This window comes from Halodesulfovibrio sp. (assembly GCF_025210605.1).
In the GTDB taxonomy this organism is placed as follows: domain Bacteria; phylum Desulfobacterota; class Desulfovibrionia; order Desulfovibrionales; family Desulfovibrionaceae; genus Halodesulfovibrio.
On record NZ_JAOARI010000019.1, the window covers coordinates 1 to 15,910 of the forward strand.

Annotated in this window: 15 protein-coding genes and 2 tRNA genes; 13 read left to right on the forward strand and 4 right to left on the reverse strand. The window is 44.1% G+C overall.

The window, feature by feature from the left end; genetic code table 11:
- Positions 1-53 precede the first annotated feature (53 nt).
- Together N4A56_RS08005 and N4A56_RS08010 are read left to right on the forward strand one after the other, a co-directional pair.
- Positions 54-139 (forward strand) — tRNA-Tyr (locus tag N4A56_RS08005).
- A gap of 111 nt (positions 140-250) precedes the next feature.
- Entirely contained in the window at positions 251-448 is a 198-nt protein-coding gene (locus N4A56_RS08010; protein WP_295546373.1) for a hypothetical protein, read from the forward strand.
- Positions 449-499: 51 nt separating this feature from the next.
- On the opposite strand, the gene N4A56_RS08015 is transcribed toward N4A56_RS08010, so the two are convergent.
- A complete protein-coding gene (locus N4A56_RS08015; RefSeq protein WP_293668387.1) occupies positions 500-709 on the reverse strand; it encodes a hypothetical protein in 210 nt (69 codons plus the stop codon).
- A gap of 395 nt (positions 710-1,104) precedes the next feature.
- Between N4A56_RS08015 and N4A56_RS08020 the strand changes: the two genes are divergently transcribed.
- The 11 genes from N4A56_RS08020 to N4A56_RS08070 all read left to right on the forward strand — a co-directional run bounded on the left by N4A56_RS08020 (position 1,105) and on the right by N4A56_RS08070 (position 10,440).
- A tRNA-Tyr gene (locus N4A56_RS08020) sits at positions 1,105-1,190 on the forward strand.
- 195 nt (positions 1,191-1,385) lie between these two features.
- On the forward strand, positions 1,386-1,565 hold the full coding sequence (locus N4A56_RS08025; RefSeq protein WP_293668386.1) for a hypothetical protein: 180 nt from the start codon (positions 1,386-1,388) through the stop codon (positions 1,563-1,565).
- A gap of 660 nt (positions 1,566-2,225) precedes the next feature.
- Positions 2,226-3,479 (forward strand): electron transfer complex subunit TmcD, encoded by a 1,254-nt coding sequence (gene tmcD / locus N4A56_RS08030; RefSeq protein ID WP_295546377.1) that lies wholly within the window; start codon positions 2,226-2,228, stop codon positions 3,477-3,479.
- 18 nt (positions 3,480-3,497) lie between these two features.
- Positions 3,498-4,154: a TmcC family electron transfer complex membrane anchor subunit gene (gene tmcC / locus N4A56_RS08035; RefSeq protein WP_295546380.1), complete on the forward strand. Its 657-nt coding sequence runs from the start codon at positions 3,498-3,500 to the stop codon at positions 4,152-4,154.
- Between the two features lie 17 nt (positions 4,155-4,171).
- Positions 4,172-5,485, forward strand: coding sequence for an electron transfer complex ferredoxin TmcB (gene tmcB / locus N4A56_RS08040; RefSeq protein ID WP_295546382.1), 1,314 nt, complete (start codon positions 4,172-4,174; stop codon positions 5,483-5,485).
- A 12-nt stretch (positions 5,486-5,497) separates the two neighbouring features.
- Positions 5,498-5,893, forward strand: a complete 396-nt coding sequence (gene tmcA / locus N4A56_RS08045) for an acidic tetraheme cytochrome c3 TmcA (protein WP_293668382.1) — start codon at positions 5,498-5,500, stop codon at positions 5,891-5,893.
- A gap of 23 nt (positions 5,894-5,916) precedes the next feature.
- Positions 5,917-6,450 (forward strand): hypothetical protein, encoded by a 534-nt coding sequence (locus tag N4A56_RS08050; protein WP_295546384.1) that lies wholly within the window; start codon positions 5,917-5,919, stop codon positions 6,448-6,450.
- Between the two features lie 3 nt (positions 6,451-6,453).
- Complete coding sequence (locus tag N4A56_RS08055; RefSeq protein WP_293668380.1) at positions 6,454-7,359, forward strand: universal stress protein; 906 nt, start codon at positions 6,454-6,456, stop codon at positions 7,357-7,359.
- 26 nt (positions 7,360-7,385) lie between these two features.
- Positions 7,386-7,793, forward strand: a complete 408-nt coding sequence (locus tag N4A56_RS08060; protein WP_293668379.1) for a response regulator — start codon at positions 7,386-7,388, stop codon at positions 7,791-7,793.
- Positions 7,794-7,819: 26 nt separating this feature from the next.
- Entirely contained in the window at positions 7,820-8,188 is a 369-nt protein-coding gene (divK, locus tag N4A56_RS08065) for a DVU0259 family response regulator domain-containing protein (RefSeq protein WP_293668377.1), read from the forward strand.
- A 308-nt stretch (positions 8,189-8,496) separates the two neighbouring features.
- Positions 8,497-10,440 carry a response regulator gene (locus N4A56_RS08070; protein ID WP_295546386.1) on the forward strand — a complete coding sequence of 648 codons (1,944 nt, stop codon included), beginning with the start codon at positions 8,497-8,499 and terminating at the stop codon, positions 10,438-10,440.
- Positions 10,441-11,189: 749 nt separating this feature from the next.
- Here N4A56_RS08070 and N4A56_RS08075 read toward each other — a convergent pair.
- The 3 genes from N4A56_RS08075 to N4A56_RS08085 all read right to left on the reverse strand — a co-directional run bounded on the left by N4A56_RS08075 (position 11,190) and on the right by N4A56_RS08085 (position 15,754).
- Entirely contained in the window at positions 11,190-11,795 is a 606-nt protein-coding gene (locus N4A56_RS08075; RefSeq protein ID WP_295546388.1) for a hypothetical protein, read from the reverse strand.
- Between the two features lie 445 nt (positions 11,796-12,240).
- Positions 12,241-13,392, reverse strand: a complete 1,152-nt coding sequence (locus tag N4A56_RS08080; RefSeq protein WP_295546390.1) for a hybrid sensor histidine kinase/response regulator — start codon at positions 13,390-13,392, stop codon at positions 12,241-12,243.
- Between the two features lie 100 nt (positions 13,393-13,492).
- On the reverse strand, positions 13,493-15,754 hold the full coding sequence (locus N4A56_RS08085; protein ID WP_295546393.1) for a PAS domain S-box protein: 2,262 nt from the start codon (positions 15,752-15,754) through the stop codon (positions 13,493-13,495).
- Positions 15,755-15,910: the final 156 nt, after the last annotated feature.

Here is a 15,910-nt window from a genome sequence, read left to right on the forward strand (position 1 = left end):
TGATTTGTAATCAGCAGGTTGCGGGTTCAAGTCCCATCGCCAGCTCCAGTACAGGTGGGGTTCCCGAGTGGCCAAAGGGAACAGACTGTAAATCTGTCGGCGTACGCCTTCGGAGGTTCAAATCCTCCCCCCACCACCACGTTAATTAAGCCAGTCGCAAGACTGGCTTTTTTTGTGCCTAATTTCTGCATAACCTCTTTTGCATATTATCCAATAAAAAAGCCAACTCTACTTAAAGAGCTGGCTCATCATGTGTGATCTCAAAACTCATGCCTGTTTTCCGCAACCAATCATAAGCGACCGGCTCCCCAAAGCCGATCACGCCATCCTGTCATCCATTACGTGCAAGTTAGATTCGATCATCAAGCTCACCAACACGCTTATTAAAGATTATCTCTATCGCAAAGAAACTGCTGTTGTCTCAAAAAAGCAGTTCTTGTCGCATTAAAGCAAGTTCGTAATAGACGCACCCCCATAACGAACATACCCCCACAATTTTCTATTGTGGCTTTTGGGTCACCGGTACAGAGCGTTCGAACTGAGCCTGACTGTACACTTCGCTTAGAAGCTGATCGGCGACTCCATTTAAACGTTTCTGGAAGCCAGATGGAAGCGCTTCGATTTCTTCTGCAAGTTCTGCCATCAGGCTAAACAAATTCTCTGAAAAATATCTGCTCTTGGGATCAACTTTATGTGTTGCTTTAGGCATTTTCCCCTCCGTGAGTTGGTTTTACTTATGTGGTTTCGCATTCTGAAAAAAACATGAATGTAGGGTTTGCATCAAACAAAATTGGCGTATTTTGCCTGACATAGGAACGTATTAACTGTATGCAAAATCAAAGCGAAGATCATGACGTATATTTACAGTGGTTCGCATCGATTTTTTTTGATGTTGGTCACATAACCAAAAATAATAACGTGTTGGCTAAAGTGTCTTTTGTATTTTTGCAAACATTATTTTGCATTTTTTAATATTTTCTGCTGTAATTAGACATTTTTATTTAGTTATCGCTCAAAAAAATCTTTTTCACTTGCCAAAACACTGTTGCATGCGTAGAAATTTTTCGTTGCCAAGATCCACTAATTCTTAGCAAGACCATCCAAGGTGGGGTTCCCGAGTGGCCAAAGGGAACAGACTGTAAATCTGTCGGCGTATGCCTTCGGAGGTTCAAATCCTCCCCCCACCACCATGGAACACGTTGTGGTTAGCTCAAACAAGCTAGCCACTTTTTTATTGCCTTTCACTCTCCCCTCTGAATCAATCTAGAACGATATTCTTCTATCCTCATAATATAATAAGAATCTCAAGCCTTATAACAGCTTTGCATAAAGTTATAATAATAATCAAGCATTGATTATGACATAAGCTAATTTAGGAGATTTTTATGCAACAGCCCAAACGCTCACCCGAAGAAGCAAAAAAGCTAATCTGCCCCTATCAGCTCAGCAATGCCGACTTTGCGTTTCGTTTCAAAGACGAAGCCTCAGACCATGGAAAATGCATGGCAGAACGATGTATGGCTTGGAGCGATGGACGCTGTTTGCTTATCCCATCCACTCCATAGCTAGTTTTAGGCTACGTCACTCCATACACCGCCTGAAGCACTAGTCGCCAACCCCTCATAAAACACACGACCCAAAACTCCTTGGTTCGCTACCGTAGTATTTTTTACGACCTGCATTTTTTGTCTATTCACCAGCCCGCCCCATCTTATGCCAAAATATTTTAATACGATTGTCAAACAATCTATTCAAAACCATTCTCCACTTATGCAGTAGGAATATTGGCGTAGCCTGCCTAACGTATCACCTCACTATTACAACATTATATATACATGTATAAGTACGGTATAATTTGGCATTCAAATATTTTTTCTGAAGTAATTATATACTAGATTACTCTATTTTCCATAACCATGCATACTTTCAACAAGCCATAGTCAATGCGACAAAGTTACAGACTAAAGCGGTATAGTTATAATTGGAATAACAGTTTTTGTAACACCTTGTTTTCAAGCACATTATAAAAGAGAAAAAGTAACAATCCTATTTCCCACCACGCTTGTTACGTATTAATTTTATTTTTTCTAAATCATTTTTCATATAATTGTGTTACGTTGCTTAAGAAATAGGAAAAAATATGTTGCAACTATATTTTCTCCCTTTTGTCGCGTGTCTTGACAAAAGGAACGTCTGTTAACCCTTGGATGGCCAAGGAGGCCAGCATGTATAAAACTGAAACGTGGAATTGGGAGGTCGGTCAACGCACCACTGCGGATATGACACCCGACAGCACCCACAAATGGCAGGAAGAAATTTTTATTTCTCCTGACGGGGAGAAGGCTTCTGCCGTTGTGTGTCTGGATGATGCTGAGTTCTCAATACGGACGAATGACAGTGTTTCTGAAAACACATTCGAAAAATTGTGGGAACTTACATACGCTGCAAATGGTAACCTGTGCTGCTATGCAATGCAGGATGAAGAATGGACCGTCGTCGTAGCCGACAGCCCATGGGAAGAATCATACGGCTTTGTCTGGTCACCGCTAATCAGTGCCGACGGTACCAATGTAGCGACAGCGGTTCAGCAGGATATGGAATACGGCATGTCCGTAAACGGGGTACTGTGGGAAAATCTTTTTGAAAATGCAAATAACTTTGCAATAAGCTCAGACGGTAAAAAATCCGCTGCCGTTGTTCAGGTGAAACCAATGGGGCAAGCAGACCTGCAAACCTTCCGCGACGGAATTTTTTCCATCGCTGTAGATGGTGTTGCATGGGATAACAACCTCATGAATCTTTGGACACCTGTATTTGATAACAACGCTTACCGCGTTGCAGCGCAAGTTCGCCTTACTCTTTATGATTATAGTATTATTGTAGACAACACACTTTGGGACAATACGTACCAAGGAGTCTGGGAGCCTCTGTTTACTCCAGATGGAAAACATGTAGTTGCTCCCGTACGCCAAGGTGGAAAATGGGGAATGGCTAAAGACGGCCAACTCATTTGGAAAGCCACATACGCAAACTGTTGGCATCACCAGTTCAGCGCAGATGGCGAGAACCTTTACGCTATTGTTGCACCTGAATACGGTAAATTTTCTGTTGCCGTAAATGACAAGCCATGGAGCATGCGCTCCCCTGTCATAACTGATCTTGCCGTTTCTCCCGATGGAAAAAGTGCTGCTGCTCTGGCAAACACCGTAAATAAAAATTGGCGCATTTGTGTAAACGGTTCCGTTTGGGATGGAACCTACGACATGGCATGGAAGCCAGTATTCTGTCCTAATAGCAAGTCGGTTGCTGCCAAGGTACGTAAAAATGGCAGATACTCTGTCATCCTGAACGGTAAAGCTGTTGGTGGTGAATTTGATATGTGCTTTGACCCTATTTTTAACGCTGACGGCAGCAAAGTTCTTATTCGCGGTATTCTCAACCAAAAAGTACTGCGTGTTGTTGCAAATGTGTCCAACTAACCAACCGGAGATTTTGCTATGAACAGTCTCTATAATTTTGCTGTAGGACCGTTAGCATGGGCAGCCTTTATCATTTTGGCTGTAACAGCAGTATGGCGCCTGTGGTCCATGTACGTGCTTGCTACACAAAAAGATGCGTCATCTATAGCTTATATGAATTGGAGATTCAGTCTCCGCTCTATTTTTAATTGGCTTATTCCTTACAAATCATTGGGTTGGAAAACTAACCCAATGCTCACCGCTGTTACGTTTGTTTTTCATGTCAGCTTTGTTGTGCTTGTTATATTTGTAACCCCGCATCAAATTCTTTTAGAAAACACCTTCGGCATAACCTATCCCACTCTTTCTCCGCAAAGCGCTGAAGTGTTAACTCTTATTGTTATCGCCTGTTGCTGTTACTTTGCCTATCGCCGTCTGACCAATGTTACAGTCCGCTATGTTACACGCAGCAATGACTGGATAAGCCTTGGTCTTGTTGCTGCTCCTTTTATTACAGCTCTTCTTGGCTCATGGGGGCTGGGTGGAGAAATTATGCCTGTGCTGCATGTACTCACAGCATTGGCTCTCATAGTTGCTATTCCTTTTACGCGTCTTTCCCACATCCTGTTTGCCCTGTTTACCAGAGCCTACATTGGGTCAGAATTCGGCGGCGTGCGCCACTGTAAAGACTGGTAAAGGTTCTGGAGGAAAAAATGAGTATTCAAGACAGAAAAATCGAGGATGAAGGTCTCGCGTACGGTGTAAGTAAGCTTACTACCGACAAAATCCAAAAGACATTCAAAGCTCTTATCGATAATGAAACCGGTGCTAAGCTCAAAGCATTTTCAGAAACCTGTATGCGTTGCGGCATGTGTGCTGAAGCTTGCCACTTCTTTGTGTCTCATGACAACGATCCTTCCTATTCACCAGTTGGCAAAGTTTCTCAAACAATGACGAAACTGCTTGCCCATAACGGTAAAGTAACACCGGAAGATGTCTACGGCATGGCACAAATTGCATACACAGAATGCAACCTGTGCCGCCGCTGTGTTCACTACTGTCCAATTGGTATTGACGTTGCTTACATCATGACAACTATCCGCCGTTTTTGCCACAATCTAGGTGTAACTCCTCAATATATTCAGGATACAGCACACTCACACTCCGCAACCATGAACCAGATGTGGGTGAAAGACGATGAATGGATAGACAGCCTGTTCTGGCAGGAAGATGAAGCCCGCGAAGAATTCCCGAACCTTCGCATTCCAATGGATAAAGAAGGCGCTGACTTCTATTACTCAGTTATCGCACCAGAACCAAAATTCCGCACTCAGCTTATCTATCAAGCTGCCGCCATCATGAACCAAGCCGGATGCGACTGGACAATGCCATCCATGCCGGGTTGGGATAACAGTGACATGTGTATGTATTCTGGTGACTTTGAAATGATGGGGCGTTTAAAACGGCAGCATTTCGAACTCGCACAAAAACTTAAGGTCAGCAGAATTGTTATGGGCGAATGTGGTCACGCTTTCCGCTCCATTTATGACAATGGCAACCGCTGGCTCGGTTACAAAGACTATCCAGTCCCTGTGGTTCACTCCATTGAGTTTTTTGCAGAACTTTTTGAGCAGGGACGAATCAAGCTCACAGGTAAAATACAAGAACCAGTAACAATTCATGACCCTTGTAACATTGTTCGCGGCTATGGTCTTATGGACAAGCTACGCTATGTTGCACATCAGTTATGCGACAACATTGTAGAAATGTACCCAAATCGCGAACATAACTTCTGCTGCTCCGCTGGTGGTGGTGTTATCAACTGTGGTCCTCCATTCAAAAAGGTACGAGTAGAAGGCAACCGTGCAAAAGCAGATCAGCTTAAAGCAACCGGTGCAAAAATATGTATCGCTCCTTGTCATAACTGTCATGGCGGACTTGAAGACGTAATTCACCATTACGACCTTGGGATTGAACTCAAATTCCTTGGAGACCTCATTTATGAGTTAATGGAAAAACCGGAGTAACTGGAGAGCATCATGAATAAAGTATTCACATTGATACTGCTGATCGCTGCCTTCATGCTCACTGTTCCGGCAGTATCCGCAGTTGCCGAAGGCATGCCGGAAGGTAGAATGAACGTACCAGAGCTTGAGCCGTTCAAATACGCACCTGCTGTTTTCGATCATGATCCGCACAATGAAAAAGCCGGACTGGAAGAAGACTGTACTGCGTGCCACCATGGCGGCGAAAACGGAATCATAGATATGGAAGAAGATTCTTCTGGCACTCCATGTGTTGAATGTCACACCGTAAAAAAACAACGCGGTGTTACTGCGCTTCGCAGAGCATTCCACCTGCAATGCATCACCTGTCATGAACAGCAAAACAAAGGTCCTGTGCAGTGTAGATCCTGCCATGTTCCACAAAAATAGCGTGTGAAAAACAGGAGAGAAGCATGGAAAACTTAAGATTAGCGCAAGATGGCACCCTCCGGCTAGATAATGCCGATGTAACAGACATTATCAGCTGTCTTGGTTACAAACTTACGTTTGAACAAGGCGTAACTTTGCGCTCTTTTTTCTCCCTGTTTTCTGCACACCCCGACTTGCTTCGCCTGAATCCATTTTTGCAGGGAGCGAGCATTGACGCTGCTGCCTGCAAAAATTCAGGATGCACGACAGAGGAATTCACGCATTTGGAGCTGTATAGACAACTGGAGATGACTGGTGCTCCGGGCACACCGGAAATGAACATTCACACTCTAGTACGCGGTATAAATGACACAGGCAGGCATGAGCTTCGTTTTTTCCGACTTCAACACCTGCTGGATATGCCCTTTTTGCTCGGTCAGATGCGTCATGTAATATTCGGAGACAGAACAAGTGAGCTTTATTGCAACACAACGTTCTCTCTCTTTGAAGTAATCGAGGGGATAGCTTGGGAACTCAGTTTTCAAGGCGGTTCCCTTACATGCAGCCTTAGGAGGTAGCATATGTTTAAAAAAATTCTGTTCGCCACATCAGCTTCTCCCGCCTGTGACAACGCAGCCAAGGTTTCTTTTGACCTTGCACAAAAAAACGATGCTAAACTGTTTACCCTGCATGTGTTAGGTGTTCCATCCCGTGGATTCAGCAATACTGTTACTGATCTTCGTACTGGAGAAGAAGAAACAGTTGATGCTGATTACCGCGACTGGGTAATGGAAGAATTGTCCACAACCTATGCAAACCAGCTGGCTGAACATGAAAACACAACACTAGAGCTGGCTGTTGGCGTTCCTGCTACTGAAATTCTGCGTTTCGCACGCAAAGAATCCGTTGATCTGATTGTCATGGGCGCAAACACCCGTGACGATGACCCAGAATCCGCACGATCACGCTCTATTGTCGGGCGAACCATGGAAAAAGTGGCACGCCTTGCTAAGTGCCCTGTGCTCATCGTTAACAGACCATGTACCACCTGCTGGAAACTCTTTTCAAACATTGTGTACTGCACCGACTTCTCACCTGCGGCAGATACTGCATTCGAATTTGCCAAGACCACTGCTGAAGAAATCGGCGCTAAGCTTAACATTTTCCACGCATTTGATATGTCCAATGCTAAAATGGGACTGTTCCCGTCACAAAGCGATATTGAACGTCAGCTTGCGGCTGCGCAAAAGAAAATTGACGAACGTTATGTTTCCAAGCTGAAAGACTACGACAACTATGATGTTGAAATATGGGAAGGTACTCCGTACGTAGAAATTCTTAAATTCGCACGGGAAAAACAAGCCGACCTTATTATTATGGCTCACCATACCGCCGACGTTCCGGCAGAAGATGCAGAGCTCGGCAGTACTATTGAACAAGTTGTTGTCCGTTCTGCCTGTCCTGTTGCCAGCGTATCACGTGCATAACAGCACTAGTTGGTAAGAGGTGAAACATGAAAACACCGCGCGTACTTGTAGTAGATGACGAACTCAGTTTTAGGCTGTTCTTAAAAACGCTGTTCGAAACAAGTGGCATGCGGGTTGAAAGTGCCCGTAACGGCAATGAAGGGTACGATAAAGCACGTGCTACAAAGCCTTCCTTAATCGTACTTGATGTGATGATGCCCGAATGGGGCGGAATCAATATGTACAGAAAAATTAGAACAACACCCGAACTGGCAGATATACCGGTTGTTATGCTTTCGGCTGTGGCTCCTGAAGGTTTTGCCCATGCTCTTAACATGATAGGTATCTCAGAAACGGAGCTTACTCCCCCCGAAGCGTATGTGGAAAAGCCACCAAACCCTGAAAAGCTGCTTGCAACAGTTCGCGGTCTTCTAAAACAGAGTGTTTCCGACTAACCTGCTACAACCAAGGAGTGACCACCATGCCACACAAAGTCCTTGTAATTGATGATGATCCATATATTGTCAAATATCTTATCGATATATTAACCGACAACGGCTATGCAACATGTTCAGCTTCTAACGGTGCTGAAGGCATTGAGGTGCTGAAACGCGAAAATCCAGACCTTGTTACGCTTGATCTGGAAATGCCGGAAGAATGGGGACCACGTTTTTACCGTAAAATGACAAAAGAACCGGGATTTGAAAACACTCCGGTCATCGTAATCAGCGGGTTACCTGGTATCCATTTGGCGATCAAAAATGCGGTCGCTTCACTTAAGAAGCCATTTGACCCCAATGCGCTGCTTGAAATTATTAAAGACGCTTTGGCAAAAAAAGAAAACGCTTAGCTGTCTGCACCTTAACTTCTCAAAAAACAAAGGTTGTGCCTCCATAAAAGACCTTCAGCAATGCAGTCACTTTTTTTAAAAAACGGCTCGTGCTGCTAGCTCGTTGCAAGGAAAGCACACCAGACCTACGGTTTACCCTGCATTTGATGGCAGATTTATCTAATTATTAAACCGATTGCACATCTCTTGTAATCTGCTTGAGTAATGTTTTATGAACAGGTGGCAGAGGGAAAATAAATACAACGTCCCTCTGCCATCGACAGTAAAAAGTATTCACAACATCCTCACTACAACCCGCTGGAGAAATAATGTTGCACACAATTCTGCTTGTGGATGATGAGGAAGGCATTCGAAAAATCTTAGGACTCTCGCTGCGAGATCTAGGATACACAGTACACACAGCTGCTAGTGGCGAAGAAGGTATTGAGCTCTTCAATAAGCATGAGCCGGACATCGTCCTGACTGACATAAAAATGCCGGGAATATCCGGCCTTGATCTTCTGGATCATTTCAAATTTCAAGCTCCTGATACCGAAGTTATAATGATTACCGGTCACGGAGACATGGATTTAGCAATTCAAAGCATCAAGCGTAATGCTACAGATTTCATAACCAAGCCTATCAATGAAGATGCTCTGGAAATTGCGCTCAAACGCGCGCATGAACGCATTAGCATGCGCCGCCAGTTGAACCAATACACATGTGATCTTGAACGGCTTGTTGATGAACAAGCAACACAGTTGGTCGAACAAGAACGTCAGCTTGCGGCATTGCAAATAGCTGAAGGCTTTGCTGACGGTCTACGTAATATTGTCAATCTTATTGATGGCGGCTCTTCAATATTTAACCAGCTGCCATGCTTTGTTTCCGTACACAACGCCAATAGTGAGATAATTTCAGCCAATCCACTTTTCACAGAGCGCATTGGTCCCTCTATCGGCAAGCCCAGCTGGTGGGCATACAAAGAATACACAGAACATCGTCCAGACAGTTCCCCTGTAGAGCGTGTTATCCTCTCAGGTGACGCCCAGTCATCTCAAGAAGTTATTACTGATAAAACCGGACGAAAACTACCGGTACAGGTAAATGCTGTTCCTATCTTAGATAACGATGGTACGATTGAACTTGTACTTGAGTTAGCGGCTGACATGACAGAAGTACAAAATATGCAGGAAGAGCTGCGTATTACACGTCATCGCTATCAACAATTGTTTGAAGAATCTCCATGTTACATCAGCGTGCAAAACAGGGACTTAAAGATTATCGCAAACAACAGACGATTCCGCGAAGATTTTGGAAGTTCTCTCGGTAAAAGTTGTCATAAGCTATACGCCCACAGAGACACTCCATGCACGAAATGTCCAGTGATGAAAACGTTTGAAGATGGCAAAACACATCAATATGAAACAGTCATTACCACAAAAACAGGTGAACAACGTAACGTTCTCATCTGGACTGCACCTATATGCGACGTCGAAGGTAACATTTCCGAAGTGATGGAGATGTCTACAGACATTACCCAGCTTAGAGCTTTACAAGACCGACTTTCTACACTCGGACTACTACTCGGCTCCACTGCTCACGGCATTAAGGGGCTGCTTACAGCTTTAGATGGAGGAATATACCGCCTAGGTTCCGGCATCAAAATGGATAAGCCTGAGCGCGTGCTAGACAGTTTCAACGACCTTTCTCACTTAATTGACCGGCTGCGAAAAATGGTACTCGATATTCTCCATTATGCGAAAGAGCGGTCACTAAACTGGGAAGTTATCATTCTTCCAAACTTTGTGCGCGAGATCGAAAGCATCATACGCCCCAAAGCAGAAGCCAAAGGAGTTACATTTAACTGTATCGCGCCGGAAGACGGCACCCTAGAGGCAGATTATGGCGGACTCACATCCGCACTGGTTAACATTCTAGAAAATGCTGTTGACTCATGTGAGGCATCCAAATCAACATCCGAGTACTGTGTAGAGTTCGTAACCTGTACAGACGGCAAAACTGTTGATTTCACCATTACTGATAATGGCACTGGGATGTCGCAAGAAACACGCGAAAAACTATTTACGTTATTCTTTTCTTCCAAAGGTTCTGCGGGTACCGGAATTGGACTTTTTGTCGCAAATCAAACCGTCCAGCAGCATGGAGGAACCATCTCCGTTTCTTCTGAGAAAGGGGAAGGAAGCAGTTTCGCGGTACGTATGCATGCAGAACTCCCTGCTCACCTAAAACGAGAGCTTCCCGAGCTATAGAAGTTTTCTACACCAAGTATAGCCCAGAGTACTCAAGCCAACGTACTTTCACGTTCCAATTGCATAAACCCACACCCTCTGACAATCGCAGAGACCTTCTTGGGGCGGTGTAAGCCCGCATCGCCCCAACATCATATCCACTCCTTCCAGCCGACGAAAATAAAATCCGTGACCTATTCGCCCTTACATACCGACGTTTATTCAGCAGGCTACTATCCTTAACATGATTTGTGTCTACAGCAGGCACTGGCTATGCTGATATTTTAGTTTTTCAATCTCTTCATCCTCCTCCAGCCCATTTAAAGTGCGACGACACACCGTGGTTCAGTGTCATTTGTTTATAAATATAAACAAAAAAAAGGACAGGGGGGTGTCGGACTTCCAAATAGTTACGCTGTAAAAAGCACAAGATGAGACTTCAATCCAAAATTCATAAAAAAATGTTTATATATATAAACAAATTTCCCAAATAAAAAAGCCACGCAGGCTTGCATTCTCTCGATTCAATTTACAGTTAGCAACAATTATTTTTTTTATAAACAAGCCTAAATGACGCCAAATTTCAAACGAAAAAATTCCGCTATCACTATTGGTTAAAACCAGCTTGATAGCGGAATCTCTTCAAAAGGAGCTAGCCGAACGGGTAAAATGTAGCGTTATTTGTTAAATAAAGCGATTGTTTTTTTACACTAATGTATTTTTCTCAACATGATAGAAAAAACAACAGTGCTCAAAAACAGCAACACATTTTACGCTGTAACACGGATGCTCGCTTGCGCAGTGGACGAAACTGCTCGGGAACTCATTGGCTTGTACCCTCCATAGCTGGAGACGCGTGGTGTTGATTGCACAGTCGAAATCGACTGAGCACTCTGCACCGTTTGCAGATCAAGCGGAACTTGCGGAGTTGTGGCACCCATTTGCGCTGCGATTGCAGCATGCTTTACAGCACCGGAGTGTTGATCGCCACGAAAAAACGCCTCGTCAGTAGCACGAGCCATTTTACGCATCATAACAGCACGTACATCTCCTAACGTTGGAGACTGCGGCATTGCTATCATACGCGCTTCATCATAGCTTTCACTCACTTCGACAGTTGAGGGAACCTCACCGGAAGTACTAACAATTCCCGCATGGTTGTTTACATCAAACTGCACACCAGCAACTACCCCTGTCATCAGAGCCTGAAATTCTTCAGACAACTCAACAGAGTCAGTCACACTAGACTGCACTGCCTCATCGCTCTGTACAAACGGTTTTGCCAGCTCGTTGTTTTGAATACCATTCCGTTGCGCATTACCTGCGGACAACGGTTGTCTCAATACACGCTCTGCATTCAATGTTGCGGTAATCATAGTAAACCTCACATATATCACTTTCTGTACTAACTTTCTGATCGGCAGGAACCTAGAATAATTTACCGCAACCATCAACCTCAGACAGGCTAAACAACCTAAAATAGCAAATAGTTAGAGCACACTTTCCCCTGAAACCCTCATTCACCTAAGAGAATTTTTGACCATCACTTTCAAAAATTTTTTAAAAAAAATTAAAGTTTTTTTAATTTTGACCTGTAGTTAGTGGCAATATCACAAAAAAGAACGGCTCATCATAAAAAAAGAGTGAAGCAATTTGCCTCACTCATATAAAAAAAATGTATGCACGAACGCTAAACGCCTACTGCGCTGTACACTAGGTAGGTTACGCAAGGGAAAAATATCCAAAAAAAGTACACACTGTATCGAAACTCACACTTTAGGATGTACTATGGACGTTCAACAAAAATAAACAGAAAAGATATTACGCAGGAACAAAAGGCAACAAAAGAATCGCACGAACCCCGCCCTCAATTCCATGTTCTAAAATAAGCTCACCGCCCATTTCACGAACAGCTTTGCGTGTTGCCATAAGCCCAAAGCCAGAACCACGATTTTTAGTAGTCACAAGCCCTTCTTCTAACTGCTCAAAAAGCTCTGCTGACAATCCTCGCCCATTATCTTCAACTAAATACCGAACATGCTGAGAGTCACACTCTGTATGAAGTATTACTTTGCCGTCGCCAAACTCCCTATGCCCAGACTGAATAGCTTCTTCGACCGCCTCCACAGCGTTAGTTGCTAAGTTCATCAAACAAGTGTGCACCGCCTGTTCATCCAGCATAGCTGTGTGCTGAGGCACACAGGCATGGATAATTTTGCCACCTGCTTCATGCATACGGGCAGTAAGCAATTCTGCTATCTCACACAAGGGAGCGCCGGGGTCTATCCCCGCAGGGCGCAATGCCAAAGGACGCGAAAGCTGTAGCAGATTCATTGTTAAATCCCGCACCCGCGTCACATCACGCTTCACCATTCCCCAACCCTGCTCAAGGTAGTCTTTTCGATCAAGCTCAAGCCCTTTTTCCAGCACAAACAGAGCGCCTTCTAGCCCGCCTGCGATATTCTTAATGGCATGTGCAAGCCCCGCAACGGTCTCCCCCATTACTGCGAAACGTTCCGCACGAACCAATTCCTTTGTCCTCTGCTCAACAAGTGATTCCAGATGCATAGTATGTTCTACAAGCTGCCTGCGCATAATCACACGCTCCACAGCCCGCCGCAACGCAAATTCTAACAGTTCTACATTTACTGGTTTAGTTATAAAGTCGGTTGCTCCAAGCCGAAGACAGTCCACCGCAACAGAAACATCTGCATGACCTGTTGCAATAATAACCGCCGTCTCTGGCCATTGCTTTTTGATTTCTTTGAGCAATGCGACTCCATCCATGCCGGGCATTCGCACATCTGAAACAACAACCTCATACGATTTTTGCTGCAACTTTTCGATAGCTTCTTCACCGCTGTGTGCAGTGTCGACAACGTAGCCTAAGTCAGTAATGTACGCCCCCAGCACAAGAGTAATACCCTTTTCGTCGTCTACCAACAGTACTGATGATCTTGATGCTATAGTCATTTGAATTGTGCCTCCGGCGAATCATGCTGTGAGCTATATTGAACGTTCAGCCTTTCCTGAATATCCGTAAGACTTCAATGAAAGATATATTTTCAAACAGTTACTGGCTTCTAGGGAATGTGAGTGTAAACTTTGCACCACCTTCTTCTTTATTTTGAACTCGAATGGTTCCACCAAAATCTTTTATCAAACCATAAGTAATCGAAAGTCCAAGCCCAGTACCCTTACCCACTACTTTAGTTGTAAAGAACGGCTCAAAAATCTTATCCACAAGCCCAGCAGGGACACCTGTTCCTGTATCTTCCACCACCGCAACGACAGCACGGGGCGTAGAATAGGTGGTCAGAGTTATCACCTTATCTGTGTTTGGATTTTCTTCCTCCGCTTCTTCGATTGCATCACGCGCATTTAGAAGCAGGTTGATAAAAACTTGCTCCAACCTGTTCGACACTCCAAGGATTTCCGGCAAATTTTCTTCAAACTCGCGTTTAACGGCAATACCACGAAGAGTAAGCTGCGAGATAAACATTTCGACAGAACTAGATACCACAGCGTTAACATTGACTCTTTCTAAAGAATGATCTGACTGCCGCCCAAAGGCACGCATATGATCGATTATCTGACTGGCTCTATCCACGTGCGAGTCTATTTCTTCCGCCATGGTTTTTAATATGTCAGAATCAATCGGCTGCGAGCGACTAATTTTACGTATAATAAACCCGCTAGCAGCCTTAATAACAGTTAACGGTTGATTCAGCTCATGTGCTACCCCCGTAGCCATTTCGCCTAATGTAGCCATTTTCCCTGCTTGAATAAGCTTCTGCTCAGTTTCTAGCCTGTCAGTGACGTCTGTTGCTGTCACAAGCAATACATTCCGGTCATTATAGACTGCTGGCGAAAGACGAAAATCAACATAAAACAAGCTATGATCTTTACGCTTCTGCCTAACACGATTTAATGCTGTAAACGCCTTAACATAGGACTTAGCCTTTTCCTGCTCTTCCTCAGGGAACAATGTAACAAATGAAAGTCCATGCATTTCGCCGGATGCAAAACCATAGCTCCGTTCCGCCATTTCGTTACAGTCAATGATCGTATATTCTTCGACATCAAGTACAAATACAGCGTTAGGAATGTGATTGAAAATAGCATGATATTTCGCTTCTGAAGTAAGAAGACGTTCTTCAACACGCCTACGGGCGGAAATGTCTATTCCCATTTCCATAGCGGCAACGACTTTTCCATTTTCATCAAATACAGGGCTGACATGCACAATCCAATGTGTTTTCGAGCCATCTGGATTTATACTACTTTCTTCAGAACAATACGGGCGTCCAGTCTGAAATGTTTTATCTAACGGACAATCAGGGCATTTTTCCGAAAGTCCCTTATATGCCTCATAACAATACGCACCCGGTTCAGGATTAAACCGTTCTGCGAACTCTTTATTGTATTTCAAGATACGCATGTCAGCGTCTTGGACAGTTATACTACACGGCACTTGTTCAAATAAGTCCTGATACTCCTGTCTGTTTTTATCAAGCTCATCCTGCTTCTTAGCAATAGCATGCTCCATTGCCACGACAGTATCTATAAGTTGCCCAAGCTCATCTGTCCTTGCCATTCGTTTCAAGCCAGAAGGCTTCCCTTCACTTATACGCTGCATGGACGCAATAACCTTCCGAACAGGATTCGTAATACACCGCCGCAACCCAAGCACAAGTAGTGAGACAGCGAGAATATAAATTAATCCAGTAAGCGAAAGGAGCTTTTTTTGAACAGCAGCAAGCCCCAGTGCAGCTTGATCTGTTCGCAAAATCAATTCCAACTCTCCTAAGACCGTATGGTCAGCATTATGAGCATGACACGGAGCCTCAGCACAACCTTCATCATTCATTATCGGAGTAATAGTTCCAAGAAGCACGGTATCATGTTCCGAGAATGTTCTGGTGCGTTCTTTCAAAGTCAGAAAAACTTTAGGAGGATCTACTGAATGGCAAGCAGAACAAGCAGGCGCATCTGTAGCAACCTGCGTGCCCACTTCACTTTGAACATTAGAAAACCGGATAACACCCTGTTTATCATATATTCTTACAGAGGTGATATCCGGATGTTTTGCTATATCGGAAACAATCTGGTCAATTTCGCTACGCGCGTTAGCCATCATAGCATATCGGGTAGAAAGTAAAATCGTCTTACTAAGTCTGTCCGCTTCAATCGAAAGCTTTGCCGCAGTGTACTTGTTAAGAAAGTGCATGGTTCCCCATGAATGCAGCCCAAGACATAAAATCAGAACCAATGCAATCAACAAAAGAACTTTAGCAGCCAACGAATTGCGAAGTCGGGAAAGCCAGAAATACATACTCTGCCCCCAGATAAAACGGTACATAAAAAGTACAAGTCTTAGTAATCTATTTTACCAAACAGTGTGGCACAACCTTGTGTGACACGTATTCTTAAAGAATCGATCATATCGGAAGCAAGGCACAGCTAAGAAAGCTTATATAGCCAATCATGC

Bases quoted from the DNA above. Each gene is read 5' to 3' on its own strand.
- N4A56_RS08080 (WP_295546390.1), bottom strand. From the start codon at position 13,392: ATGACTATAGCATCAAGATCATCAGTACTGTTGGTAGACGACGAAAAG.
- N4A56_RS08075 (WP_295546388.1), bottom strand. From the start codon at position 11,795: ATGATTACCGCAACATTGAATGCAGAGCGTGTATTGAGACAACCGTTG.
- N4A56_RS08025 (WP_293668386.1), top strand. From the start codon at position 1,386: ATGCAACAGCCCAAACGCTCACCCGAAGAAGCAAAAAAGCTAATCTGC.
- tmcC (WP_295546380.1), top strand. From the start codon at position 3,498: ATGAACAGTCTCTATAATTTTGCTGTAGGACCGTTAGCATGGGCAGCC.
- N4A56_RS08060 (WP_293668379.1), top strand. From the start codon at position 7,386: ATGAAAACACCGCGCGTACTTGTAGTAGATGACGAACTCAGTTTTAGG.
- N4A56_RS08050 (WP_295546384.1), top strand. From the start codon at position 5,917: ATGGAAAACTTAAGATTAGCGCAAGATGGCACCCTCCGGCTAGATAAT.
- N4A56_RS08085 (WP_295546393.1), bottom strand. From the start codon at position 15,754: ATGTATTTCTGGCTTTCCCGACTTCGCAATTCGTTGGCTGCTAAAGTT.
- tmcA (WP_293668382.1), top strand. From the start codon at position 5,498: ATGAATAAAGTATTCACATTGATACTGCTGATCGCTGCCTTCATGCTC.
- N4A56_RS08070 (WP_295546386.1), top strand. From the start codon at position 8,497: ATGTTGCACACAATTCTGCTTGTGGATGATGAGGAAGGCATTCGAAAA.
- N4A56_RS08015 (WP_293668387.1), bottom strand. From the start codon at position 709: ATGCCTAAAGCAACACATAAAGTTGATCCCAAGAGCAGATATTTTTCA.
- N4A56_RS08055 (WP_293668380.1), top strand. From the start codon at position 6,454: ATGTTTAAAAAAATTCTGTTCGCCACATCAGCTTCTCCCGCCTGTGAC.
- divK (WP_293668377.1), top strand. From the start codon at position 7,820: ATGCCACACAAAGTCCTTGTAATTGATGATGATCCATATATTGTCAAA.
- tmcB (WP_295546382.1), top strand. From the start codon at position 4,172: ATGAGTATTCAAGACAGAAAAATCGAGGATGAAGGTCTCGCGTACGGT.
- N4A56_RS08010 (WP_295546373.1), top strand. From the start codon at position 251: ATGTGTGATCTCAAAACTCATGCCTGTTTTCCGCAACCAATCATAAGC.
- tmcD (WP_295546377.1), top strand. From the start codon at position 2,226: ATGTATAAAACTGAAACGTGGAATTGGGAGGTCGGTCAACGCACCACT.